Source organism: Roseivirga sp. UBA1976, from assembly GCF_002336325.1.
Classification (GTDB): Bacteria; Bacteroidota; Bacteroidia; order Cytophagales; family Cyclobacteriaceae; genus Roseivirga; species Roseivirga thermotolerans.
The window spans coordinates 16,668-42,362 of record NZ_DDDQ01000028.1 but is presented as its reverse complement, the minus strand read 5'-3'; the positions used below and the strand labels follow the sequence as shown (position 1 = coordinate 42,362).

The 25,695-nt window shown below is 44.7% G+C and carries 24 protein-coding genes; 18 read left to right on the top strand and 6 right to left on the bottom strand.

Going from position 1 to position 25,695, the window contains the following annotated elements; translation table 11 throughout:
- The first annotated feature begins 53 nt into the window (after positions 1-53).
- From rnr to B3763_RS02570, 3 genes are read left to right on the top strand one after another with little or no spacing between them, the layout of a single operon-like run.
- A complete protein-coding gene (gene rnr / locus B3763_RS02580) occupies positions 54-2,222 on the top strand; it encodes a ribonuclease R (protein WP_286743362.1) in 2,169 nt (722 codons plus the stop codon).
- Positions 2,212-3,186, top strand: coding sequence for a polyprenyl synthetase family protein (locus tag B3763_RS02575; RefSeq protein WP_189629292.1), 975 nt, complete (start codon positions 2,212-2,214; stop codon positions 3,184-3,186). The genes rnr and B3763_RS02575 overlap by 11 nt, the downstream gene beginning before the upstream one ends.
- Positions 3,186-3,797, top strand: coding sequence for a rhomboid family intramembrane serine protease (locus B3763_RS02570; RefSeq protein ID WP_286743359.1), 612 nt, complete (start codon positions 3,186-3,188; stop codon positions 3,795-3,797). Before B3763_RS02575 ends, B3763_RS02570 begins: the two co-directional genes overlap by 1 nt.
- Positions 3,798-3,919: 122 nt before the next feature.
- Here the strand turns inward: B3763_RS02570 and rpmA are convergent, their stop codons facing one another.
- Both rpmA and rplU read right to left on the bottom strand, forming a co-directional pair.
- A complete protein-coding gene (gene rpmA, locus B3763_RS02565; RefSeq protein WP_189628969.1) occupies positions 3,920-4,195 on the bottom strand; it encodes a 50S ribosomal protein L27 in 276 nt (91 codons plus the stop codon).
- 9 nt (positions 4,196-4,204) lie between these two features.
- Complete coding sequence (gene rplU, locus B3763_RS02560; RefSeq protein WP_189628970.1) at positions 4,205-4,516, bottom strand: 50S ribosomal protein L21; 312 nt, start codon at positions 4,514-4,516, stop codon at positions 4,205-4,207.
- A gap of 471 nt (positions 4,517-4,987) precedes the next feature.
- On the opposite strand from rplU, the gene B3763_RS02555 reads away from it, so the two are divergent.
- The 11 genes from B3763_RS02555 to B3763_RS02505 all read left to right on the top strand — a co-directional run bounded on the left by B3763_RS02555 (position 4,988) and on the right by B3763_RS02505 (position 17,871).
- The gene (locus B3763_RS02555; RefSeq protein WP_189628971.1) at positions 4,988-5,989 is read left to right on the top strand and encodes a ribonucleotide-diphosphate reductase subunit beta; all 1,002 of its coding nucleotides are present in this window, start codon (positions 4,988-4,990) and stop codon (positions 5,987-5,989) included.
- A gap of 34 nt (positions 5,990-6,023) precedes the next feature.
- On the top strand, positions 6,024-8,393 hold the full coding sequence (locus B3763_RS02550) for a ribonucleoside-diphosphate reductase subunit alpha (RefSeq protein WP_189628972.1): 2,370 nt from the start codon (positions 6,024-6,026) through the stop codon (positions 8,391-8,393).
- A gap of 417 nt (positions 8,394-8,810) precedes the next feature.
- Positions 8,811-9,194 carry a MerC domain-containing protein gene (locus B3763_RS02545; protein ID WP_286743353.1) on the top strand — a complete coding sequence of 128 codons (384 nt, stop codon included), beginning with the start codon at positions 8,811-8,813 and terminating at the stop codon, positions 9,192-9,194.
- Positions 9,191-9,607, top strand: coding sequence for a hypothetical protein (locus B3763_RS02540; RefSeq protein WP_189628974.1), 417 nt, complete (start codon positions 9,191-9,193; stop codon positions 9,605-9,607). The genes B3763_RS02545 and B3763_RS02540 overlap by 4 nt, the downstream gene beginning before the upstream one ends.
- 1 nt (position 9,608) lies before the next feature.
- The gene (locus B3763_RS02535) at positions 9,609-9,974 is read left to right on the top strand and encodes a hypothetical protein (protein WP_286743352.1); all 366 of its coding nucleotides are present in this window, start codon (positions 9,609-9,611) and stop codon (positions 9,972-9,974) included.
- Positions 9,971-11,167 carry a GTP-binding protein gene (locus B3763_RS02530; protein ID WP_286743350.1) on the top strand — a complete coding sequence of 399 codons (1,197 nt, stop codon included), beginning with the start codon at positions 9,971-9,973 and terminating at the stop codon, positions 11,165-11,167. The genes B3763_RS02535 and B3763_RS02530 overlap by 4 nt, the downstream gene beginning before the upstream one ends.
- Before the next feature lie 4 nt (positions 11,168-11,171).
- Positions 11,172-12,044, top strand: a complete 873-nt coding sequence (locus B3763_RS02525; RefSeq protein ID WP_286743344.1) for a hypothetical protein — start codon at positions 11,172-11,174, stop codon at positions 12,042-12,044.
- 119 nt (positions 12,045-12,163) lie between these two features.
- Entirely contained in the window at positions 12,164-12,865 is a 702-nt protein-coding gene (locus tag B3763_RS02520; RefSeq protein ID WP_286743342.1) for an ABC transporter ATP-binding protein, read from the top strand.
- A gap of 3 nt (positions 12,866-12,868) precedes the next feature.
- Positions 12,869-14,257 (top strand): ABC transporter permease, encoded by a 1,389-nt coding sequence (locus tag B3763_RS02515; protein WP_286743339.1) that lies wholly within the window; start codon positions 12,869-12,871, stop codon positions 14,255-14,257.
- Position 14,258: 1 nt separating this feature from the next.
- Positions 14,259-15,659 (top strand): DUF3526 domain-containing protein, encoded by a 1,401-nt coding sequence (locus tag B3763_RS02510; RefSeq protein WP_286743336.1) that lies wholly within the window; start codon positions 14,259-14,261, stop codon positions 15,657-15,659.
- A gap of 10 nt (positions 15,660-15,669) precedes the next feature.
- Positions 15,670-17,871: a DUF5916 domain-containing protein gene (locus B3763_RS02505; protein ID WP_286743334.1), complete on the top strand. Its 2,202-nt coding sequence runs from the start codon at positions 15,670-15,672 to the stop codon at positions 17,869-17,871.
- A gap of 1 nt (position 17,872) precedes the next feature.
- Here B3763_RS02505 and B3763_RS02500 read toward each other — a convergent pair whose 3' ends face one another.
- The 3 genes from B3763_RS02500 to B3763_RS02490 form a co-directional block, all read right to left on the bottom strand.
- A complete protein-coding gene (locus B3763_RS02500) occupies positions 17,873-18,703 on the bottom strand; it encodes a cation diffusion facilitator family transporter (protein WP_229838544.1) in 831 nt (276 codons plus the stop codon).
- A gap of 90 nt (positions 18,704-18,793) precedes the next feature.
- Positions 18,794-19,540 carry a ZIP family metal transporter gene (locus tag B3763_RS02495; RefSeq protein ID WP_286743331.1) on the bottom strand — a complete coding sequence of 249 codons (747 nt, stop codon included), beginning with the start codon at positions 19,538-19,540 and terminating at the stop codon, positions 18,794-18,796.
- Positions 19,541-19,611: 71 nt separating this feature from the next.
- Entirely contained in the window at positions 19,612-20,715 is a 1,104-nt protein-coding gene (locus B3763_RS02490; RefSeq protein WP_286743328.1) for an FAD:protein FMN transferase, read from the bottom strand.
- Between the two features lie 48 nt (positions 20,716-20,763).
- On the opposite strand from B3763_RS02490, the gene ruvB reads away from it, so the two are divergent.
- Together ruvB and queG are read left to right on the top strand one after the other, a co-directional pair.
- Positions 20,764-21,792 (top strand): Holliday junction branch migration DNA helicase RuvB, encoded by a 1,029-nt coding sequence (gene ruvB / locus B3763_RS02485; RefSeq protein WP_189628985.1) that lies wholly within the window; start codon positions 20,764-20,766, stop codon positions 21,790-21,792.
- A gap of 46 nt (positions 21,793-21,838) precedes the next feature.
- On the top strand, positions 21,839-22,774 hold the full coding sequence (gene queG, locus B3763_RS02480; RefSeq protein WP_286743325.1) for a tRNA epoxyqueuosine(34) reductase QueG: 936 nt from the start codon (positions 21,839-21,841) through the stop codon (positions 22,772-22,774).
- A 37-nt stretch (positions 22,775-22,811) separates the two neighbouring features.
- Here queG and B3763_RS02475 read toward each other — a convergent pair whose 3' ends face one another.
- Positions 22,812-23,000, bottom strand: a complete 189-nt coding sequence (locus B3763_RS02475) for a hypothetical protein (RefSeq protein WP_189628987.1) — start codon at positions 22,998-23,000, stop codon at positions 22,812-22,814.
- Between the two features lie 147 nt (positions 23,001-23,147).
- Here B3763_RS02475 and B3763_RS02470 point away from each other — a divergent pair, with 147 nt between their 5' ends.
- Positions 23,148-24,608: a BatD family protein gene (locus tag B3763_RS02470; RefSeq protein WP_286743321.1), complete on the top strand. Its 1,461-nt coding sequence runs from the start codon at positions 23,148-23,150 to the stop codon at positions 24,606-24,608.
- Positions 24,608-25,687 carry a chorismate synthase gene (gene aroC, locus B3763_RS02465; RefSeq protein ID WP_286743317.1) on the top strand — a complete coding sequence of 360 codons (1,080 nt, stop codon included), beginning with the start codon at positions 24,608-24,610 and terminating at the stop codon, positions 25,685-25,687. The genes B3763_RS02470 and aroC overlap by 1 nt, the downstream gene beginning before the upstream one ends.
- The last annotated feature ends 8 nt before the right edge of the window (positions 25,688-25,695 follow it).

Sequence of the window (25,695 nt, the reverse complement as noted above, 5' to 3'; positions counted from 1 at the left end):
ACCATAATTAGCATTATTAAAACTAACTTTAAACTGCACCATAACAATCATTCATGGGCCGAAAAAGAAAAGGAATACCACCTCAGGATTCTTCAGTTACAAAACGAGCTGCCAAGCAAATTGAGCCTATTGTTTTAGAGTTTCTCAACCGTACGCCCGGAAGAGGCTATCAGATAAAACAAATTCTCAAAGGGCTGAATATTAGAGACGCCAAATCAAAAGGCATAGTTACCGAGGTAATTTTCAGGCTGGAAGATTCGGGCAAAATTAAAAAACTGAGAAATGGTTCCTATGCTGCTGCCGGAGAAATGACCACCATTACCGGAGTAGTAGACTACGTAAATGCACGTTTTGCTTACGTAGTGCCTGATGATGGAGAAGAAGATAACGATGTATGGATAGCCAGAGAGGATCTGTTGGGAGCCTTAGATGACGATAAAGTAAAAGTAGTGCTTAAGCCCACGCGGCATGGAAAAAGCAGGGAAGGAAAAGTAGTAGAAATCCTAAGTCGTCATCGCAATCAGTTTGTCGGACGCATAGAAATGTCTACCCGATATGCCTTTGTAATTCCTGACTTTAAAAAGATGTTTCACGACATCTACATTAAGTATGAAGACCTCAATGGAGCTAAGCACAATGATAAAGTGCTGGTTGAAATTACTGAATGGCCCGAGCGCGACAAGAAGCCCGAAGGGGTTGTAAAGCGTGTTTTAGGAAAGGCAGGAGAGCACAATGCAGAGATTCATTCCATTATAGCCGAATTTGGGTTGCCCCTGGAGTTTCCCGATGCTGTAGAAGCAGAAGCAGAGGCCATATCCGATAAAATTACCAAAGCAGAATTGACCAAAAGAAAGGACTTTCGTCAGGTTACAACCTTTACCATAGACCCTGAAGACGCCAAAGATTTTGACGATGCCCTTTCATTACGAATGTTAGATAATGGCAACTATGAGGTAGGCGTACATATTGCCGATGTAACCCATTATGTGGCCCCAAAATCTAAACTGGAAGATGAGGCCATTGAGCGTGCCACCTCTGTTTATCTGGTAGACCGTACCATACCCATGCTGCCCGAAAGGCTCTCTAACGGACTTTGCTCCCTCAGACCCAATGAGGAGAAGCTTACCTTTAGTGCTGTTTTTGAGCTCGATGCTAATGCCGAAATTAAGAAGCAATGGTTCGGCCGAACCATTATATATTCCGACAGGCGCTTTACTTACGAAGAAGCCCAGGAAAGAATAGAAAAACAAGAAGGCGACTTTCAAGAAGAAATAAATCTGCTGAATAAGCTCGCCAGAATTCTCCGGAAGAAACGATTTCAGAGCGGTGCAGTCAATTTCGAAACCGTAGAAGTAAAGTTTCAACTAGACGAAAAGGGCACCCCGCTAGGCATTATTCCTAAAGAAAGAAAAGAGGCTCATATGCTCATTGAGGAGTTTATGCTCTTGGCCAACAAAAAAGTTGCAGAGTTTGTCTACAACAAGGGGAAGTCAGGAAACCCGCTCACCTTTGTTTATCGAACCCACGACAATCCCGATCCGGAAAAACTAGATACATTCGCCAACTTTGCCAGAAGGTTTGGTCATACGCTCGATTTTGAGAAAGGCGGTATTTCCAAGTCGCTTAATGGTCTGATGGACAACATTACCGGAAAACCCGAGCAAAACGTACTGGAGCAGCTGGCTATTCGCAGTATGGCCAAGGCCAAATATACTACAACCGAAAAAGGACACTTTGGCTTGGCATTTCCACACTACACTCACTTTACCTCACCCATTCGAAGATACCCCGATATGATGGTGCATAGGCTATTGCAGCACTATCTGGAGGGGGGGAAATCGGCCGATAAAGAAGCCTATGAAGAGCTTTGTGTTCATTCTTCCGAACGTGAAAAGCGCGCGGCCGATGCTGAAAGAGCCTCCATTAAGTACAAGCAGGTAGAGTACATGTCTATTGTAGAAAAGAAAGACTTTGCCGGTATAGTGAGCGGTGTTACCGAATGGGGTATTTATGTAGAAATTACAGAAACAAAATGCGAGGGAATGGTTCGTATTTCCGATATGTCAGACGATTTTTACGAGTTCGATGAACAAAACTATCGTGTGGTGGGTAGAAGAAACAAGCGAATGATAAGCCTGGGCGATAAGGTGACCGTACGAGTAAAGGCAACAGATATTGACCGCAGGACTATCGACTTAATTTTTGTAGATGATGACAAATGATTTTAAGGCCCTTGCAGGCCTGATCAATAATAGGCTAAGCCAGATGTCCTATGGCAACCAACCTATAGAACTTTACGAACCCATTCGGTATATCATGTCTTTAGGAGGTAAGCGCCTACGTCCGTTGTTGGTGCTCATGTCTTATCAACTGTTTAAAGACAACCCCGAAGAAGTGCTCGATCAAGCCTTGGCTGTAGAGGTTTTTCACAACTTTACCCTCATGCACGATGATATAATGGACGATGCCCCTCTGCGCAGAGGCCAGCAAACCGTGCATGAGAAATGGAATAGCAACACAGCCATTCTTTCGGGCGATGTAATGCTGGTTAAAGCCTATGATCTTTTGATGGATTCGCCAGGCAACTTAAAAGATATTATTCGAGCCTTTAATGCTTGTGCTGCAGGTGTGTGCGAAGGCCAGCAATTCGATATGAATTTTGAGCACCTACCACAGGTAACCGAAGCCGACTACCTTAATATGATCAGGTTAAAAACAGCGGTCTTGTTAGGTTTTAGCCTGGAATTGGGCGCTATGCTCGCAGGGGCAAAGCCTTCGGAGAGCAAAGCCTTGTATGATTTTGGTGTTGATGTGGGCATAGGCTTCCAGCTTAAAGATGATCTGCTAGACGTATATGGCGACCAGAAAAAGTTCGGAAAACAAGTAGGTGGAGATATTCTTTCTAATAAGAAGACTTTTCTGCTGTTGAAGGCTCTGGAGTTGGCCAATCCTACCCAATTACAAGTGTTGAGTCACTGGTTAAGTCAAACAAGTTTTGATGCCAACCAAAAGGTAAAAGAAGTTACGGCCATCTATGATCAAATAGGCATAAAAGAACTCACCCTTGCAAAAATGAACGAGTACTTTGCCAAGGGTTTTGAGAGGCTCGGTGCCATAGATGCAGCTCCTGAGCGAAAAGAAGTGTTGCGCACCTTTACCCAGTATCTAATCGATAGAGAGAAATAATGCAGGTTACGTATGGTTTAATGGTGGTTATAGGGTTGGTTTCTTACCTAGCCTGGAAGCGCCCCGAGCTTCAGTCCAGGCTACTACTCAATCCTTATGAAACCTATTATCAAAAGCAATACTGGAGGTTGCTTACTTCCGGCTTTGTACATAATGGTCCGCTGCACTTGTTTCTCAACCTGTTCACGCTGTACTTTTTTGGAGCAGCCATAGAGCAAATATTTACAATATTCTTTCAGGAACAAGGTATACTGCTTTACCTTGTGCTATTCTTCACAGCAATAATAGTGGCCAATGTGCCAACTATGCTTAAGCACAAAAACAACCCGAGATACAACTCCCTGGGAGCTTCAGGAGGTGTTTCTGCGTTGGTGTTGGCCTTTATTCTTTTCGATCCGCTACGTCAGTTGTGCCTGTACCTGTTCATTTGTCTTCCCGGCTATATTCTGGGGGCTATTTTCATTGCCTACTCCATTATAATGGGGCGCAGAGGCAGAGATAACATTAACCACGATGCCCACCTTTGGGGGGCTGTTTTTGGAGTTATTTTCGTGCTGCTTCTCAGGCCTTCTACCGTAATTGCCTTTCTGGATCAGGTGTTTTTGAAATAGAGGCAACAACCTAATCGTATTCAGGGGGCTGGGTTGTAAAGTAAGCACGGGAGCTGCCAGCGGGCAATAAAAAACCCTGACTTCTTTCGAAATCAGGGTCTAAAAAATCTATCAACCTAACCTTATGCTTCTCCGCCTTCTCCTTCGAAAGGAAGCACAGAAACATAAGATCTGTCTTTTCTGCCTTTTCTAAACTCCACAACACCGTCTGTCAGGGCAAATAAGGTGTGGTCTTTACCAATACCTACGTTTTTACCCGGGTGATGCTGAGTACCTCTTTGTCTTACAATGATGTTGCCGGCTACTGCAGCCTGACCACCATATATTTTAACGCCAAGTCGTTTACTTTCCGACTCTCTACCGTTTTTCGAACTACCGACTCCTTTTTTATGTGCCATGGTATTCTCTTATTTTGAAATTTTTTCGATCAATACTTTCGTGAAATTCTGACGGTGACCATTCTTCACCTTGTAACCTTTTCTTCTTTTCTTTTTGAAGACGATTACTTTGTCACCCTTTACATGTCCGATGATCTTACCGGAAACTTTGGCACCCTTTACTACCGGGGCACCCACTTCTACTTTACCTTCATTGTCGAGCAATAATACTTTCTCGAACTCTACGGAAGCGCCTTCTTCGCCCTCCATCAATGGAGCATACACGAATTGGTCTTGCGTTACTTTGAACTGCTTTCCTGCTATGTCTACAATTGCGTACATTATAAATGTATTTTTCAAAAACGGACTGCAAAGGTAACGGAATAATCGCGAATAACAAACCAAATAGCGATGATATATGCAAGCGATTTTCCAATATTAAATTTTCATTTTTTTTCGCCTTTGCATACGTCAAAAAAAGGAATAAGTCTTACTCCAATCATAGGAGTTTAACTCTCTTTTGTACAATCAGTTATATCAACGTATGAAACAGCTTTCATGCGTAAAATGACTAAAGTTTTCGCATTGATTTTTCAGCCCCTTTTTGTAATATTTGTTTCAGGTTACGACCCCAATAAACAACCTATTGTCTGGCTGGGCTCCTACTCCAAAGAGTATCAAGGAATTAGCCAGAAACCCTGAAAATTAAATAGGATTTGCTGCTAATCTTAGGATAAGTAGCACTTGTTTTTTGAAGAACATGAGTTCTTCAACGTGACCTTTTTTATTTCAACCCCAAATAAAAGAAGTAACATGAGCGAATTGACTACCGCAGTAGAGGAACCGTTATTGAAGGAGAACAAAGACCGCTTTGTACTATTTCCTATTCAGCACGATGACATTTGGCAGTTCTACAAAAAAGCTGAAGCCAGCTTTTGGACAGCAGAAGAGATAGACCTTCATCAGGATTTGTCTGACTGGAACGATAAGCTCAATGACGATGAGCGTTACTTTATTAAACACGTGCTGGCCTTCTTTGCCGCTTCTGATGGTATTGTGAACGAAAACCTGGCCGAGAACTTTGTGAATGAAGTACAGTATACGGAGGCCAAATTCTTCTATGGTTTCCAGATTATGATGGAAAACATTCACTCAGAAACCTACTCGCTGCTTATCGATACATATATCAAAGATCCGGTTGAGTCTGATAAGCTGTTTCATGCCATTGAAACTTTCGATGCCATTAAGAAAAAAGCCGACTGGGCTCTGAAGTGGATAGAGTCTCCTTCTTTTGCGGAGCGACTCATTGCCTTTGCAGCAGTTGAAGGTATTTTCTTTTCCGGAAGCTTCTGCTCTATCTTTTGGCTCAAGAAACGTGGCCTAATGCCGGGCCTTACTTTCTCTAACGAACTTATTTCGAGAGATGAAGGCCTGCACTGTGACTTTGCCTGTCACCTGCACAACAACCACCTCATTAACAAGGTGCCTGAAGAAAGAATTAAGGAAATTATAATTGATGCTTTAGATATAGAAAGAGAATTCATTACAGAGTCACTTCCTGTTAGACTTATTGGTATGAATGCCGACCTAATGGCTCAATACCTGGAGTTTGTTACCGACAGACTGCTGGTAGAGCTGGGATGCAGCAAAGTATATAACTCTACTAATCCGTTCGACTTTATGGAAATGATTTCACTGCAAGGCAAAACCAACTTCTTTGAAAAACGAGTTGGTGAATACCAAAAAGCAGGTGTAATGAAAGACAAGGATGATTCGGGTAATTCGCGAACCCTTTCATTCGATGACGATTTCTAGAATTTTTTAAAATCACCCCCAAACCCCAATAAATATGTTAGTAGTAAAAAGAGATGGTAGACGAGAGTCTGTCAAATTCGACAAAATTACCGCTCGGATAGAAAAACTATCCTACGGCCTGGACCCCAGCTTTGTTGAACCTATCGATGTAGCTAAAAAAGTAATCGAAGGACTTTATGATGGTGTGAGCACCCAGGACCTGGACAACCTGGCGGCCGAAATAGCTGCCACCATGACGGTGAAGCACCCTGACTATGCAAAACTTGCGGCCAGAATAGCCATTTCTAACCTGCATAAAACCACGAGTAAGTCATTCTCCAATACCATGAAGAGGCTCTACACTTATGTGGACCCTAAAACAGGAGAAAATGCACCGCTTATCTCTAAAGAAACCTATGGCGTTATAAAGAAAAATGCCGCCCTGCTAGACTCTACCATTATTTATGACAGAGACTTTAGCTACGACTACTTCGGGTTTAAAACCCTGGAGCGTTCGTACCTTATGAAGCTCGATGGAAAGATTGTGGAAAGACCACAGCACATGCTCATGAGAGTTTCGGTAGGTATTCATGGAGAAGACATGGAAAAGGTAGTAGAAACCTATCACCTGCTTTCAGAAAAATGGTTTACCCATGCCACTCCAACGCTCTTCAATGCCGGTACACCAAAACCTCAGCTTTCGTCTTGTTTCTTGCTTACCATGAAAGACGATAGCATAGATGGCATATATGATACCCTTAAGCAGTGCGCTAAAATTTCGCAGTCTGCCGGAGGTATCGGCCTTTCTATTCACAATGTAAGAGCCAAGGGGTCGTACATTAAAGGTACAGGAGGGGTTTCTAATGGTATTGTACCAATGTTGAGAAACTTCGACATGACAGCCCGGTATGTTGACCAAGGGGGTGGAAAAAGAAAAGGGTCGTTTGCCATTTATCTCGAGCCATGGCATGCCGATATTTTCGATTTCCTGGACTTGAAAAAGAACCATGGAAAAGAAGAGCTAAGAGCAAGAGATTTATTCTACGCCCTTTGGATTCCCGATTTGTTTATGAAGCGTGTAGAAGCCAATGAGGAGTGGACATTACTTTGTCCGAATGAGTGCCCCGGTTTGGCCGATACCTATGGCGAAGAGTTTGAAAAGCTTTATGAGAAGTACGAAAGAGAAGGCAAAGGCCGCCAGACTATAAAGGCACAAGACCTTTGGTTTGAGATCTTAGAGTCTCAGATAGAGACCGGTACACCTTATATGCTCTTTAAAGACGCTGCTAACAAAAAATCTAACCAGAAAAACCTGGGAACCATTAAGTCGTCTAACCTCTGTACCGAAATTATTGAGTACACCGCACCAGACGAAGTAGCGGTTTGTAACCTGGCCTCTATTGCTCTGCCTAAGTTTGTAGACGAAGAAACCAATACCTACGACTTCCAGAAGCTATATGATGTAACCTACGTGGCCACCAAAAACCTGAACAAGGTAATTGATGTAAACTACTACCCGGTAGAAGAGGCGCGCAACTCCAATATGCGTCACCGACCCATTGGCTTGGGGGTGCAGGGATTGGCCGATGCCTTTATTCTGATGGGTTATCCTTTTGAGTCTGAAGAAGCCCGAAAGCTGAACAGACACATCTTTGAAACCATCTACTTTGCGGCCATGACAGCTTCTAAAGACCTGGCTAAAGTGGAGGGGCCATATGAGACCTTTAAAGGTTCGCCAGTATCTAAAGGAATATTCCAATACGATATGTGGGGCGTAACACCTGATTCCGGCCTTTGGGATTGGGATGGTCTTAAAAAGGAAGTAAAGAAGCACGGAGTAAGAAACTCACTTTTGGTAGCCCCAATGCCAACTGCCTCTACTTCTCAAATATTAGGAAACAACGAGTGCTTTGAGCCATATACCTCAAACATTTACACCCGAAGAACCCTTTCGGGAGAGTTTGTGGTGGTGAACAAACACCTGATGAGAGACCTTATTAAACTAGGCCTCTGGAATTCCGATATGAAAAACAAGCTTATTGCCGCTAAGGGGTCGGTTCAGGCTATTCCGGAAATTCCGCAAAACATAAAAGACCTGTACAAAACAGTTTGGGAAATCTCTCAAAAGGCCATCATCGACATGTCGGCCGACAGGGGAGCATATATCTGTCAGTCGCAGAGTCTTAACATACATATCCAAGACCCGAACTTTGGTAAAATGACTTCTATGCACTTCTATGCTTGGAAGAAAGGGTTGAAGACAGGTATGTATTACTTAAGATCCAGAGCAGCAGCCGATGCTATTCAGTTTACAGTAGATAAGCAGGCGGCCTCCGCACCAACAGCCGAACAAATGGCCAAGAATGCAGCCGACATGGCTTGCTCGCTCGACAATCCGGATGCATGCGAAGCATGCGGTAGTTAGTATGTATGGGGTTGATTACTACTAACCTAGAACCCTGACGGCAACGTCAGGGTTTTTTTATAGCTTTCGGTTGATGGTGACATGGCGCAATAGGACTACCTTATTTATTTTTCGACTATCCAACCGCAACTTCAATGGGTGTATGATCTTCAGCCCAACCTTCCGTTACAACATCTCCTATATTTCCACCAAGGCAGACCGTCTCAACTATTTCGGATTCGTTAGTGTGCTTTTATACCGTAGCATAAGCCTTATAAATATCAGGGTCACATCCATCTGAGTGAGTGCCTCATTGGCTGCACCAATACACTTTTTAAATACAGGTTCATGACAAGGCAGTCGATGATTGATAACCGGGATTTAAATTAGTATTTGCAACAATGTTGCATTTAATTAAAAATGCAACTAACATTGTGCATGAATAAAACGGTTAAGACGTCTTCTTTTCTGGACAATTGGGGCATTGGTATTTCGTTCATGTGTTCTTTGCATTGCGCGGCCATGCCCCTTGTTTTTCTTACACCCCTATGGGCCGGACTCAATACCTCCTGGCTTGAGCAGGGTGAGCTGTGGCTTTTTGTAGTTGCCGCTCTGGTAGGTACCGTATCTATAGGGCATACTTACAGTAAGTGTAAAGATGTGATGCCCGGGGTCTTGCTCCTCATGGGTCTTTCTTTTGTAGTTGCAGGAAGTGCTTTTGAAGCAATATGGACGGAGTCTGTGTTCCGCGTTTTGGGTTCAGTTTTACTAATAGGCGCACATGTGAGTAACAAACGGGTACAGAAATCGGTGGGCCAATGAGATTTATCCTATTGCTGATTCTGGTGGTAATGGCAGGCCCCAAGCCGGAGGGTTGGCAGCTATTTGAGAAGGTTACCTTCAAGCCAAAATACTTTGAAAGCGAGGAGGCTTATTTTGAGGTACCCACCTTTGACAAAAAACTCAAAAGCCTCGAAAATACAGAGATAACGCTCTCGGGTTACTACATACCCCTCGATCTGGACTCGGCCATAGTCATTTCATCGTTGCCCTTTAGCACTTGCTTCTTCTGTGGCGGAGCAGGCCCTGAAACGGTGGCAGAAGTTCAGTTAAAGACAAGACCAAAAGCCCTGCTTCCCGACCAGATTGTTAAGGTGAAGGGCAAGCTAAAGTTGAATGATTCTGATGTCACCCACATGAACTTTATTTTAAAGGAGGCCACACTGATCAAGTAATATGAGAAACCTGTTTGTCCTTTATTTAGCTCTTATGCTCGGCACGTCCTGTTCAAGAACCTCTCAAGATCAGGACCTGCTCAACAAAGCCTACCAGAAGCAGCAAGAAGTTATTGTGCTCATAGGTTCGCTCAAAGAAAAGCTTAAGGCTGTCAACTATGCGGAAAAAGACAGCCTGCTTCAGGTAGTTCATAACCTGGAAGAAACCCTGTTCGAAATACCCGGTTATTCGCTCAAGCTTCCCGGCCACGAGGGCCACAGTCATAATCATACACCCCTAAACCTGAGCCACAAAGAAATCTATCAGGTGCAGGTAGAAATGTATAATCAGCTCAACCACATAGAACAACTGGTAACCATCCGATGAATAAATTACCCGTAACCGTATTGTCAGGCTTTTTAGGAGCCGGCAAAACCACCTTGCTCAATCATGTGCTACACAACAAAGAAGGCCTGCGCGTGGCCGTAATTGTCAATGACATGAGCGAAGTAAACATTGATGCTGAACTGGTAAAACAGGGCAACACCTTGAGCAGAACTGATGAAAAGCTTGTGGAAATGAGCAACGGCTGCATTTGTTGTACCTTGAGGGAAGACCTTATAGAAGAAGTAGCCAAACTGGCACTCGAAGGCAAATATGACTACCTGCTTATTGAGAGTACCGGAATTTCCGAGCCGCTTCCCGTAGCGCAAACCTTTTGGTTCGAGAGTGATGAGCTGGATGTAAACCTCTCAGACATTTGCACTCTAGATACCATGGTTACCGTGGTAGATGCCTTTAACTTTCTAAAAGACTTTGGTTCGTCAGATACTATTGCCGGCAGAGAAATGAACGATGACGAAGACCAAAGGACCATAGTAAACCTACTCACCGACCAGGTAGAGTTTGCCGATGTAATCTTGATAAACAAGGTCGATTTGGTGAGTAAAGACCAGCTTAAGCTCCTCAAAGGCCTAATGAAAAAGCTAAACCCCAAAGCTAAAATTATTGAAACAGAGTTTGGGAAAGTACCACTGCCAACCATTATGGGAACCAAGCAGTTCGACTACGAAACCACCTCACAGTCGGCTGGCTGGATACAGGAGCTTGAAAATGAACACAAGCCAGAAACGGAAGAATACGGAATCAGCTCCTTTGTTTTTAGGGATAAAAGGCCGTTTCATCCCCAACGATTTTGGAATTACGTTTCCATGTTCTGGCCAGCGAACATCGTCCGTAGCAAAGGACTCTTTTGGCTGGCCTCCCGGCCAGACGAAGCACTGACCTGGAGTCAGGCAGGAGGTTCGCTTCGGGCCGATTTTGCCGGGGTTTGGTGGTGTTCCATGTCCTTTGAACAAAGAGTTCGCTACGAGGCATTTGTAGAAAATAAAGCCCATATAGAGGCTGGCTGGAACAAGCTCTATGGCGACAGAAAGAACGAATTGGTAATCATTGGTCAAAACCTCGACTCTGAGCAAATTAATTCAGAGCTTCGGAACTGCCTTTGTACTCCAGACGAGATAGAAGCTTGGCAAAGTAAGAAACCATTTGTGGATCCGTGGCCAATACATGTAGACTAACGCTATGAAAAGACTCTTTATACACAGCTGCCTTATACTTGTGCTGGCCTCCTGTGCCGGTACGCAACGGCTAAACCTAGCTTCTAAATCGGATTTGTGGAATATGTCCCATCTCTCCGAAGCCGAGTATCGGATGGCCAATGAGTTGCTCAGTTTTGGGCTTGAACATGAGGCGCTTTACACCCTGCTGGATACACTCAAACCAATCAGTAGCCTGGGATTTCCCCTTTCTTACCCATTGGCCAAAAGTGGTGAGCAGCACGATGGAGATGAAGACGTGGTAGACCTGATGTCTGACTCAACCCAAATGGCCTTTGCCGAACTTACACAATGGAATAAGGTGTTGAGTAGCCTTTCAAATGAGTACTTTTCCTTCCACTTAATTCCCTTTAAAAACACCTACCGGGGCAAGCGGAACCTTCAATTGTTGGTTTGCCGCAGAGACTTAATGGCCAAGCTGCTTAGCGAAAAGGCAGAGTTTTTTGGCCAGTGGGGTTTTACGAGCAATTCAGATCCGGCTACAGTGCTTACCACCATTGAATATGAAAGCCGGAATGACCGCTACCGTGCCTACGGTTATCTTTTTGGTTATCCGGACCATGCCGTAGACTTTTTTGTTGAAGCCTCCATTAGTCAGGAGCAAACAGGAAACTTTGTGGAACGTAACTTCTTCCACATGCCCGTTGCTGTGATGCAAGACGGATATTTTACATATGCCTTACCCAAAGACTACACGCCAAGCCGGTCCGATTCTGCGATATATCGTGCAGCTTTGAGCACCTTGCAGCGCTATGAAATGCTCAAGCCAAGATATATCGATTCTACAGGCCGTTTAGAGGCAATTCGTTTATTGTCTGATAGTTGGAACAAACTCTAATATGCCCGATGGTATAGCCATGCAGCCACTCCTCAATTAAGGCGAAATCATTTTTGCATCGTTGTTGCAAAAACAAAATAAGTTTTCATACTTGCATCATTGTTGCAAAAATGAAAAACATGCTGCACGCAGTAAATCTCACAAAAAAGTATCAGGAGCATTTGGCTTTAGACGACCTCAACTTATCCATTGAGCCGGGAGATATCTATTGCCTTTTAGGCGCCAATGGAGCCGGAAAATCGACCACAATTAATCTCTTTCTCAATTTTATTGCACCAACCAGCGGCAAAGCGGTAATCGATAAGTTTGAAGTAACGGAAAACCCTCAGGCCACCAGAAAGTTGATAGCTTATATTCCTGAGAACCTGGTTCTATACAATGAACTAAGTGGCTTGGAAAACCTTGAATACTTTGTAGGTCTGGCAGGCATGAAGTACCACCACGAGCAACTGGTGGGCTTTCTAAAAGAGGCCGGCCTTCAGGCTGAGGCTTATAAAAAAAGAGTAAAGGCATATTCTAAAGGAATGCGCCAAAAGGTGGGAGTGGCCATGGCCATAGCCAAGAGAGCAAAGGTGCTCTTGCTCGATGAACCAACCTCCGGACTAGACCCAAAGGCCAGCAACGAATTTTCGGAGTTGCTACTTCGCCTAAGCAAGCAAAACGTAGCCACTCTAATGGCTACCCACGATCTGTTCAGGGCCAAAGAGACAGGTACCAACATTGGCATTATGAAGTCGGGTAAGCTGGTTGAACAACTCTCTACCGAAGAAATCAACCATAGCGATCTGGAAAAACTGTATCTCAACCACATGAGTAATTGAAAGATGGTATTTCTGGTTGCAGCTAAAGAAATCAAAGAGATCGTAAGGTCGGGGCAGTTTAAATGGATGCTGGGCATAGTGGTATTGCTCAGCATGGTGGCCACATACATTAGCCACGTGCACTGGCAAGAAAAAAATCGGCAGCGCATTGAGGCTGCAAATCAGGCCAGAGAACTATGGTTGGCTCAAGGCTCTACCAACCCGCACAATGCGGCTCATTATGGCACCTTTGCTTTCAAACCTCAGTTTCCGCTGGCGCTAATAGACCCCGGGGTAGAGAAGTATACCGGAGTGTCTATTTTTCTGGAAGCCCACTCCAGAAATGAGGCTGACCATGTAGCTGCGGCCGATCAAACCGGGCTCTCACGCTTTGGAGACCTGACCCCCGATTTTATTTTACTCTTTATTGTACCCTTAATGATTATTGCCCTGGGGCACCAGTCGGTTACCAAAGAAAAGGAACAGGGAACGCTGAAAATCATTAAGACTCAGGGAATAAGCAACAGGCAACTTATAGCCGGCAAATGGCTGGGCAACTACCTGCCCGTGGCCATGCTCACTACCTGCCTGTTTGTGGTGGCGGCTTTATTTATCGGAGAATTTGACTGGAAGTTTCTGGCCACTCTATGGTTGGTTTATCTGGCCTATTTTGCCATAGTCAACAGTATTACCCTTGTTGTTTCCTCATTGACAAATAGCTCGGGTATTTCATTGGTTACATTACTAGCAATTTGGATTTGTAGCTGTCTGGCGGTTCCAAAAATCGCCAGCAGCTACACCAATGAAAAACATCCCTATCCTACCCGGCAAGAGTTCGAGGCGGCTATTGCCGAAGACAAGAAAAAAGGCCTGGATGGACACGACCCCTGGAGTGAAGCATCTAAAAAATTGGAACGAGAGACCTTGGAGGCCTATCAGGTAAATAAACTGGAAGACCTGCCTTTCAATTTCGATGCTTTTCGAATGCAAAAGGGAGAAGAGCATGAGGCCGAAATTTACTTTAAGCACAACGAAAGGCTAAAGGAGGTTCATAAAGAGCAAACCACGGTATATCAAAAACTGGCCGTTCTCTCTCCCTTTCTGCCTACCCGCTTTATGTCTATGTCTTTGGCCCACACCGACTACTCCACCCATTGGCACTTTGCCGATGAAGCCGAAAAGCATCGCATAAAAATGCAGGAGATTTTGAATACCAACTTTGCTGAAAACTCCAGGCTAGGAGAGTGGGGCTATAAGGCCGATGCTTCGTTGCTCTCCGAGATACCTGAGTTCCATTTTGAGGCGCCCGATTTTAACGAAGTGATGAGTGCCAATAGCAGCAACCTCAGCATTCTCACCGCCTGGCTGCTGGTATCATTTGGTCTGTTAATTTTTGCTTCAACCCGCATTTAATATGGTCAACCTGAACATTCGTCATGAATTAAAACTTTTGAGCCGAAACTTCTGGTTTGTTTCACTCAGTCTTGTGCTGGTGTTACTTTGTCTCTATGCCGGTCACAATGGGTTAAAGCATTATGAAAGAAGGACGGCCGATCAGCAAGAAGCCCTGGCTGCTCAGCAGGCCAAAGAGCAGCTCATCAAAGAGGTGGCCCTGGCCCTAAGTAAGGGAGAAGAGCATCCCAATGCCTACAGGCTTTCACCAATGAACCTGGCCATTTCCACCGGACGCCTGGGTACCATGCCGGCCACCCAAATGAGCAAGCTGGCCATAGGGCAAAGCGACCTATACACTCACCAACTTAAAATTGCTCTCAACGAAGATTTGGCTACTCTGAGCTTCAATGAACTTAATAATCCGGTGCAATTGCTCTTTGGAAACTTCGATTTGGCCTTTGTGCTAACCTACCTTGTACCTCTTATAATTATTGCGTTCACCTACAACTTGCGTACCCGGGAGTTAGAATCCGGTCGGTTAAAACTGTTGGCTTCGAATCCTATTAAAATAAATCTATGGTTGTTGCAGCGGTTCATTATCCGTTATTTCTTCCTGTTACTCATACTCACTGCAGTTCTCCTGGCCACGGTTCTTATCGCCCGCACAGGTTTTAGTATGCAGTTGTTAGTTTTCTTTCTACTCACTTATGCCTATCTGGCTTTTTGGTTTGCCATCTCTTACTTGGCGAACCTCTTGGGGAGATCTTCGGCCAGAAATGCCGTTTCTATGCTCTCTCTATGGATTCTACTGGTACTGGTTGTACCCACTGTGATCAATCAGGCTGCTAATACGGTGTATCCCATGCCTTCCAGAGTAAAGTTGCTCAATGAGATTCGGCAGACTAAAAAGGAACTAAGTAAGGAGCAGAATAAGGTGCTGGATGAGTACCTACGAAACCATCCGGAACTGATAAGCAACAAAGGAGAGAATGCTTATGGTTATTGGCAAGGCTATTTTGCCAGCCAGGAACTTACAGAAAAACGGCTCGCCCCGCTTATTGAAAGGTTCGATGCACAGCTAGCCAAACAGCAAAGATGGGTAAATGCCTGGGGGATTCTAAGCCCGGCTGTCATGTTTCACGATGGAGCCACTCGGCTGGCCGGCACCTCTTCTGCACATTACGAACAGTTCAAAGATTATGTAAGGTCTTTTAGCTTGAACTGGAGAGCCCATTTTATGCCCTTCGTGTTCAAAAATGAAATGCTCGGATTACAAGAGCTCGACAACCTGCCGGAGTTTCAGTTCCGATCGAGGAGCCGTACAGCTGGCGTATTTATGAATATATCTGTGTTACTAGTTTTTTCTGCTTTGACGGTGATTTGGGGGCTTGCATTAGAGGGTAAACGTCAGCTTATATGAACCCAACCCAATGAAACTTTATTCCCTGTTTTTTCTCTTTTGGTCAACCGCCTTGACTGCGCAGCAAGCAGACGGAAACTTTTCGCCTCCAAAAGAAAAAGAGGTTGTTCGGGCAATTCGGGCAAAAGGAGCCATTAAAATTGATGGCAAGCTAAACGAAAGCGATTGGCAAAGGGCTGTACCCATTGCTGATTTCTTTAGAATGGAGCCAAGGCAGGGAGGAGCGTATCGGTACAAAACGCAAGTGCGAGTACTTTTTGATGATAAGTACCTGTATGTAGGGGCATTTTGTGCCGATAGCTTAGGCAAACGAGGCATTCGCGTTCAGGATTTAAGGCGTGATTTCAGCTGGGGAGAAAATGATATTTTCGGCATACAACTGGACCCACAAAACCTAAAGCAATATGCCGTTGCCTTCCAGACCACACCTTATGGCAATCAGCGAGACCTGCAGAACTTTAATGACCAGAGCACAGACAACGACTGGAATGCTCTTTGGATGGTGCGAACTTCTCAGACCGATGAGGGCTACTATACCGAATTTGCCATTCCTTTTAAGTCGCTACGGTACGATTTGCCCATAAAAGGTGAGGAGGTAACCTGGGGTATTACGTTTACCCGTCTGGCCAGAAGGGACTATGAACAAACCGTTTTTCCGGCCATTCCACAGTCGTTTAGTCCATACCGAATGACTTACGCAGCGCAGTTGAAAGGATTGGAGCTGCCGGAGCCAAGCGCTAATGTGCGTGTGGAACCCTATGCTTTGTTTCAATATGAAAACCAAACGGAGGACGGTGCAAAAACTACCGAGAGTAGTTTTAAACTGGGTGGAGACGCTAAGTGGGCTGTGAACCCCAATACGGTAGTAGACCTTACCTTCAATACAGACTTTGCTCAGGCCGATGTAGACAGGGCCGTAAACAACCTGGAGAGGTTCAATATCTTCTTTCCTGAGCGAAGGCAATTTTTTCTGGAAAACTCAGGGATATGGTCTGGCAGTTATCAGTTTGCCATAAGGCCTTTTTTTAGTCGAAAAATTGGTTTGGCCGGTGATTTCAATGCGCAGCCGGCCCCCATTGATGTGGGTGTAAGGTATACTCAACGAGACGAGAAACAGACACTGGCCGGCATGTATATTCATCAGGCCGCTACAGACATTTCGCAGGCCGCCAATTTTGGTGTACTGAGATATGCCCATAACTACGGCAAGGAGAACAACGTGGGCTTTATGTTTACACACCGACTCAATGAAAGCTCAGAGTCGCTAAATAGAGAAACCCAAAACAATTCCACATGGACCATAGACGGGCTCATTAGACCTTCCGATCAGTGGACGGTCAATTACCTTGCTTCTGTTTCTACCGATTATGAAAAGGGTGATCTGGGTTTTGCCGGAAGGTTCTTTGCCGGAAGACAGGCTAATAAGTCTTACTGGGGCTGGGTAACCGAGTACATAGACCAATCCTACAACCCGGCCATGGGATTTATAAGCCAGAGCAATGTAATCAGGCATAACCCAGGAGGCTACTGGATTGTGAGACCCAAAAAACTGAAGTGGATAAGAAGGTGGGATCCGGGGCTGTTTGTGAATTATTATCACGATGCCAACAATCCGGGCAGTTTTCAGCAAGCCAGTCTTTACCTCTTTCCCATATATGTGTTTTTTACTGATGGAAGCTTTGTGGAATACGCCATTACACCCACCTGGCAGAACATCAACTTTAGCTTTGCCCCATTGGGTATTGCTATTCCGCAAGAGGAGTTCTTTTATGTGAGGCACGATATCAATATTAGAACCGATCAGTCTAAGAAGTGGTCGCTTAGCGGAAGCTATGAGTGGGGTGAATTTTACAATGGAAGACAGAAAAAGGTAGTAGGAGGAGCAAGAGTAGCCCCTTCTCCTCACTTTGCCTTAAACGTTGACTATGAATACATTCTACTTGAAGAACTGGGTATTCTACAACAAAATATGGCAACGCACTTAACCACTTTAGGTGCAAGACTGGCTGTGAACCCACGCATTCAAATGTCTTCTTTTTATCAGTACAATTCTTTCGATGATCAGGGCAGATGGAATGTGCGTTTCAGTTGGGAGTATCAGCCCCTTTCATTTTTATACTTGGTTTTTAACAGCAACACCATTAGCACCCACGAGAGAGACTTTCAGCAGCAACAAACCATTGCCAAACTCACTTTCTTAAAGCAGTTTTAGTTTAACAGTCTTTGCAGTGTTCGTCCTTGAGTTCAAACTCAAGCGTAGAATGCTCAATGCCTAATTCGTGAAGCAGATATTTCGCTCGTTTTTTAATGGCCGCTTGCAGGCGTAGATCGTACGACTTGTCGAGTACCAGATGTGCCGAGAGTACATGGTATTCTCCATCCATAGACCAAACGTGGCAGTCGTGAACCTCAATGACCTCGGGGATGGTTCTCAGGCGTTTATGCACCTTTTCCAGATCTATTTCTTCAGGTGTGGCCTGAAGAATAATGCTGAAGCTTTTTTTGATGTTTACAAACACGTTGTAGATAATAAATAAGGCGATAAGCACAGAGAGCAGAGGGTCTATGAAATACCAATCGAAGTACATGATGAGCAAACTGCCCACCAAAACGGCTATCCAACCCAACACATCTTCCAACAAATGAAGGCTAATAACCCGTTCGTTAATAGAGCTTCCCTTTCTAAGTCTTAGTACCGCCACACCATTTACCAATACACCGAAAATGGCTATGTAGAGCATGCCTTTTTCATTCACCTCGGTAGGGTTAAGTACCTGAGGCACTGCACGGCTGATGATTATGACCGAACCCACAAGCAGCACCACGGCATTAATAATGGCACCTAATAACGAAAAGCGTTTGTAGCCATACGAAAATGTATTATTCCGCTTCTTTTCCGATAGGTTTTGAAAGTACCAGCTCAGGCCTATACTCACACTGTCGCCCAGATCGTGCAGCGCATCCGATAGAATGGCCAGACTGCCCGTAAACAAGCCTCCAATAAATTCAATACAGGTAAAACCCAGGTTCAGGAAAAAGGCCACCTTCAAGTTTTTCGTGCTCGCGTGGCCATGATGATGATGGTGATGATGCCCCATGTCCAAATGTATTAAGAAAAGCTACGCAACAAGGTTTCAGATAACCAGCTGTGCCAATACGGCACACAAGGCTCCAAAAACCGAGACCCCAAACCGCAACCAATTGAGCTTATGATTAGGGTCTGTCTCAAAAAATATGGTTGTAGAAATTTGTAAAAAGCTACCCGCCACAATGGCAAAGAAAATGATCATGTACTTTTCGGGTAATAAGTTGCCATGGCTCATAAACTCGCTTACAAACAGGCCTAAGGGAGAGGCCAGGGCAAATATGAGCAAGGCTGAGTAGGCCTGAAATTTTAGCTTGAATCTGTTGAGCAATAGAGTCATTAGAGCTACTGCAGCCGGTATTTTATGCATTACTATACCCAACAATATTTTAGGAGAGCTGCCATGCTCATAGGCCAGCTCGGGGCTGTGGTTTGAGTGTATGGAATCCGTCATGATGCTGCCCTCCAAAAATGAATGTAAACAAAGAGCCACCAGCAGATATACTACGGAGTGTTCTGCGTGTGCATGTACGTGCCCATGCTCTACCCCGCTGGTAAAGTTTTCAATAACCTTTTGTAAAAAGAAGCCAATGAGCACATAGAGCCCAATGTTAAATGGATTCTCATTAGAAAGGAATAAGTCAGGAATAAGATGAATGATGGTAACGGAAAACAGGTAGGCACCGGCAAACACCAAAAACAACTGCATGCGCTGTCCAAACATTAGCCCCGTGCGTAGCAATACAGCTCCCGGAATGGCCGCAGAAAGGAACAATATAATAGCATTGACGATCAACTCTTACCCTTACTTTTGCAACAAGATTGCAAAGATGCTAAGAAAATTCGAATTGGAATGAATAAGTTCAACTATTCACTTTTTTCTGTTTTAACCGTTTTGCCTCTCAGGCCGCCAGATATGTAGGTGTCTATGTGGCCATTTTCGTCTGCAAAAATCAGGTAACACTCCAGGTTCGGGTCTGCTTCTATCAATTCAATGCTCTTGTCTTTTCCCAGTACCATACAAGCCGTAGCATAGCCATCGGCCAACATACAGTTGGGGGCCACCACTGTGGCACTCAATAGTGTCTGCATCTGAGGAAAGCCCGTTTTTGGGTTAATGGTATGAGCCACCTTTCGGCCGTCTTCAAGAACTCGGAAGTTCCGGTAATTGCCAGAGGTGGCCAACCCAGCATTTTCCAGCCTTACGGCATCGAAAATGCCTCCTATACGCTGTTCATCGGGCACTTCAATGCCAATAACCCAGGCATCGCCATCAAGGTTTTGGCCACGAGCATGTACTTCCCCACCAATTTCTACCATGCAGTTTTCAAGGCCCTGGCTCAGCAGCCAGTTCACCACCACATCTATGGCCTGCCCTTTGGCAATGGCCGAAAAATTGAGTTTCAGTCCTGTTTGAGAAGTACGCACCTCAGAGCTGTCGAAGCTAAGTTTGTCAAAACCTACAAACTGTAGCAATGAGTCTACCTGAGCACTGTCAGGCCCCATAAAACCACCTTCGCCAAAACCCCAGGCATTAATGAGAGGGCCCACTGTTGGGTCGAACGCCCCGTTGGTTTTTTCATACACCACGCGGCTGGCTTCCAGCACTTCATAAAAATAAGGCTGTTTGAAACTATGCTTCCCTGTTTGATTGAACAACGATATTTCAGAGTCAGGTACATAAGTAGAAAGAGCCTGGTTAAAATCGGCCAGCAAAGAGTCTATCTGAGGTTTTAAGTTGCGTTGCTGTTTATCGAGGTATTTTACCGTGTAGCCAATGGTACCGCCCATGGTGGTGCCCCTTACTACCATTTCATGTGGCTGATTTTTACGGTAGGTGTACACCACAAAAATGGCGATCATCAATACAATAAGATAAATCCTAGAGAGCTTATTCCTATCCATTGCCTTATTTTTGGCAAAGATAATTGAATAGCCTGCCAAGCCTATGAGATTAGTTAATTCATTCATGTTTCTGGCAGACTATCCTTATCTTTTCAGATCAATTGAAAAAGAAGAATGAGGGAAGACTATCTTGATGCCAGTGGCGATGAGCTTAATTCGTCTGAGAAAGACATTGAAAGAGCACTTAGGCCGTTGTCTTTCGAAGATTTCTCCGGTCAGGATAAAATTGTGGCCAACCTGAAAATTTTTGTGATGGCTGCTAAAAAACGATCGGAGCCATTGGACCATGTGCTGCTTCATGGCCCTCCCGGTCTGGGTAAAACCACCCTTTCTCATATAATAGCCAACGAACTGGACTCAGAGATTAAAGTAACATCCGGGCCGGTGTTGGACAAGCCCAGCGATCTAGCCGGCTTGCTTACCAACCTGGAAGAAGGCGATGTACTCTTTATAGACGAAATCCACCGCCTTAACCCCATAGTGGAGGAATACCTTTACTCGGCCATGGAAGACTATAAAATTGATATTATGCTCGACTCCGGGCCTAATGCGAGAACAGTGCAAATTGGCCTTAACCCCTTTACACTGGTAGGAGCCACTACACGCTCAGGTTTGCTTACCTCTCCGCTGCGTGCCCGCTTTGGCATCAATGCCCGTTTGGAGTACTACGACTCCAAGCTACTTACCCGGATTGTCATGCGTTCGTGCGATATACTGAATACGCCCATCGATGACGATGCGGCTTTTGAAATAGCCAGACGCAGCCGGGGAACCCCTCGGATAGCCAATAATTTGTTGAGAAGAACCCGTGATTTTGCTCAGATTAAAGGCACTGGCAGAATTACCAAAGAAATAAGCGAAATGGCCCTCAATGCCCTCGATGTAGACTCCCATGGGCTAGACGATATGGATAATCGCATACTGCTTACCATAATCGAAAAGTTTAAGGGTGGGCCTGTGGGTATTTCTACCATTGCCACAGCGGTGGGCGAAGAAGCCGAAACTATTGAGGAGGTTTACGAGCCGTTTTTAATACAAGAAGGGTTTCTAAAAAGAACATCGCGAGGTCGTGAGGCTACCCATTTGGCCTATGAACACCTTAAAATGAAAAAACCAGGGCAAACAGGTACTCTGTTCGGTTAAGCAGTTGCGCTCCGGGACTTATTCAGCCCGTGGAAAAACCACACCTATGAAGTCAGCCATTGTTCATAACACCCGCTTCGTAAAACAGAAGGCCAAAGAATTAGGCTTTCAGTTTTGTGGCATATCCAAGGCCGAGTTTTTGGCCGAAGAGGCTCCCCGGCTGGAGGCCTGGCTAAAAAGCGGCAGGCATGGACAAATGAAATACATGGAAAACCACTTTGACAAACGCCTGGATCCTTCCAAGTTGGTTCCCGGTGCCAAGTCTGTGGTGTCATTGCTTTATAATTACTATCCACAAAAAGATCTGGCCAAAGAGCATCCGGAGCATTACAAGTTGGCCAAATATGCCTACGGTGAAGACTACCACCATGTGATTAAAGATAAGCTGAAAGTGTTTTTTGAGGCGCTGAAGGCAGAAGTTGGCGCCATAGAAGGCCGTTTATTTGTAGACTCTGCTCCTGTAATGGAAAGGCAATGGGCCGAGAAGTCCGGGCTGGGTTGGGTTGGTAAAAACACCTTGCTCATTAACAAACAAGCCGGGAGCTTTTTCTTTTTGGCCGAGCTAATCATAGACTTGCCGCTGGAGCCCGATGGTCCTATAAAAGACTACTGTGGCACGTGTACCCGTTGCGTAGATGCCTGCCCTACCGATGCCATAACACCCTACGCTCTCGATGCCAGTAAATGCATTTCATACCTTACCATTGAGCTTAAGGAAGAGATTCCTACTGAATTTAAAGACCAAATGGAAAACTGGGCCTTTGGCTGCGACATTTGCCAGGATGTTTGTCCCTGGAATCGCTTTTCTTCGCCCCACCAAGAACCGGCCTTTCAACCGTCTACAGAACTAAAAGCACTTTTTAACAATAATTGGCAAGATTTAACAGAGGAGGTTTTTCGGGAAGTTTTCAGAAAATCGGCAGTAAAAAGAACCAAATGGAGTGGGTTGGTGAGGAACTTAAATTTCCTTAAAAAAAGTTAAGCCCATCGTTTTAGGATGGGCTGGGTTCAAATACTATTTATCTTATCAATACGAACTGTTTGTCGATAATCGGGCCATACATGTGGCCAAATTTGGTGTAACACCACTTTTTCAGTTCTTCTAACTCATCCGAGATGAGTGATTTAACGGCTTTTCTCAACTCTTTTTCAAAAAGGCGCTTGTCGAAGCTCACCTTTGAGAGAATAGTCTTGAAATACTCCAACATGTTAAGAACGTTTAGGGTTATGAATCTACTTTTAGGTTTGGTCGTACCTACTGTACGTAGGTCAGATAATTCAGGTTATAGTCTTTCAAAAATGAGTTTATCTTTGAAAGCTGTTTCCTGAATGGGTAACGAATTTAATGAAAAATTATGAGAAATTCTCGGGTATTTTTAATGGTTTGGAGCTGTCTTCTCTTTTGTGCAGGCAGCCTATGGGCACAAGATATTTCTATTGAATTGGGTACAGATGAGGTGGGCATGAATGAAATGTTCACCATCACCGTAACCGTAAGCAACGGTTCTATTAAGAACTACACCGACTTTCCAACCATAGAAGGTTTTGCCAAGAGAGGAACCTCTTCTTCCAGTAAAACGAATATTGTAAATGGCCAAATAAGCTCTTCCCAAAGCATTAGGCAAAGCTATATGCCGCTGGAAGAAGGCACGTATACCCTCGATCCGTTTACTATAAAAGTCAATGGCATAGAAATAAGCTCTCAGGGTAAACAAATTAAAGTAACCCCACCGGTGGAGCGAAGGTCTAACTCCAGAAGAAGGTTCGACCCATTTGGAAGAGACGCTTTTGACGACCTGTTTGGCGGAAGAAACCGAAGCGAACCCGAATTTGTAGACGTTGAAGAAGACGCCTTTTTGGCCCTCACTACAGATAAAGACGAAGTTTTTGTGGGCGAAGGCTTTACCACAACCTTTGCTTTTTATGTGGCCGATGCTAACAGAGCTCCTCTCCAGTTTCACGAAGCCGGTAAACAGCTGTCTACCATTCTCAAAGACCTGAGACCCGAAAACTGTTGGGAAGAAAACTTTAACATAGAAAACATTTATGGAGAACGAGTGACCATTAATGGTAAGAACTACACCCGATACAAAATTTATCAGGCCACTTATTATCCCCTCAACCTAGAGCCTGTTGTGTTTCCATCGGTGCCTTTCGAAATGATTAAGTTCAGAGTTGCCCGCTCACCTTCTTTTTTTGGTCGCGACAGGCAGGAAGACTTCAAGACATTTTATACCAAAGAGAAAACTGTAAAAGTAAAAGCCTTGCCGCCACATCCTCTGAAAGATGTAGTGGCCGTAGGAGACTTTGAACTGGACGAAAAAATTGACAAGACTACGGTAGAAACCGGGGAAAGCTTTTCTTACGAATTCAATATATATGGCGAAGGAAACATTAGTGGTATCAACGATCCGATAGTACCCGGCACTCGCGAAATGGACATTTATCCGCCCAATATTGCCCAAGACATTAACCGCGGTGCAGGAAGAGTTACCGGCTCCAAGAAGTACAGTTACTTTGGCATACCCAATGAGCCCGGTCAATACAACCTCAAAGATTATTTTAGCTGGGTGTTTTTTAATCCCAAAACAGAAACTTACGACACGCTGCGTTCAGAAATTAAGCTTGAAGTGACCGGAGAAAGCAAGCAAAATGTTTCTATCTCTTCTACCGATTTGGGTTCGTTCTACGATTCCATAGACCTGGCATCTAACGAACTCAAGCCGCTCAAGAAAGATAATACCACTCAAATTATAGCCAATCTGTTGATAATTGCTATGTTGGCGGGCGCAACGTTTTTGTTTGTTAAGAAATAATGGGAAATACTTTCGGAAAACTCTTTCAGATACATACCTATGGGGAATCGCATGGCCCGGCTTTGGGAGTGGTTATCGATGGCTGTCCGGCAGGACTAACCATCGATGAGGCTTTTATACAGTCCGAACTTGATAGACGAAAACCAGGGCAATCAAAAATTACAACTCAGCGCAAAGAGGCCGATGAGTTTGAAATAGTCTCCGGTGTTTTTGAAGGAAAAACCACAGGAACGCCCATTAGCATTATTATTCGCAACAAAGATCAAAAGAGTAAAGACTACTCTCACATTGCCGATAAGTTTAGGCCCTCACATGCCGACTATACTTTTCATACCAAATACGGTGTGAGAGACTACCGAGGTGGAGGCCGGTCTTCTGCCCGCGAAACTGTGGCTCGGGTAGCAGCAGGAGCAATTGCCAAGTTGCTGTTAAAGCACTACGGAGTAAGCTGCCAGGCCTATGTGTCGCAAGTGGGGAGTCTGCAACTCCAAAAAAATTATACAGAACTTAACCTAGCCACTGCCGAAGACAATATAGTGCGATGCCCCGATAGTGCCACGGCCAGTGCAATGATTGAGCTCATTGATGAAACCAGGAAAAACAGAGATACCATTGGTGGAATTGTAACCGGAGTCATACAGGGCGTACCGGCTGGTTTGGGAGAGCCGGTATTCGACAAGTTGCATGCCGAATTGGGCAAAGCCATGTTGAGCATCAATGCTGTAAAAGGCTTTGAATATGGTAGTGGTTTTGAAGGGGTGAAAATGAAGGGCTCCGAGCATAACGATGCTTTTTACACCGAAAATGACCATGTAAAGACCAAAACCAATTACTCTGGTGGTATTCAGGGAGGTATAAGCAATGGAGAAGATATCTATTTCAACGTGGCCTTTAAGCCGGTAGCCACCATTATGCAAGACCAGGAGAGCATCAACGAAGCCGGGGAGACGGTAGTAGTATCAGGAAAGGGAAGGCACGACCCCTGTGTGGTGCCAAGAGCAGTACCTATCGTTGAGGCAATGTCAGCTTTGGTTATTGCCGATTATTTGCTAATTAGCAGGTCTAATCGACTTAATTAACCCTCACT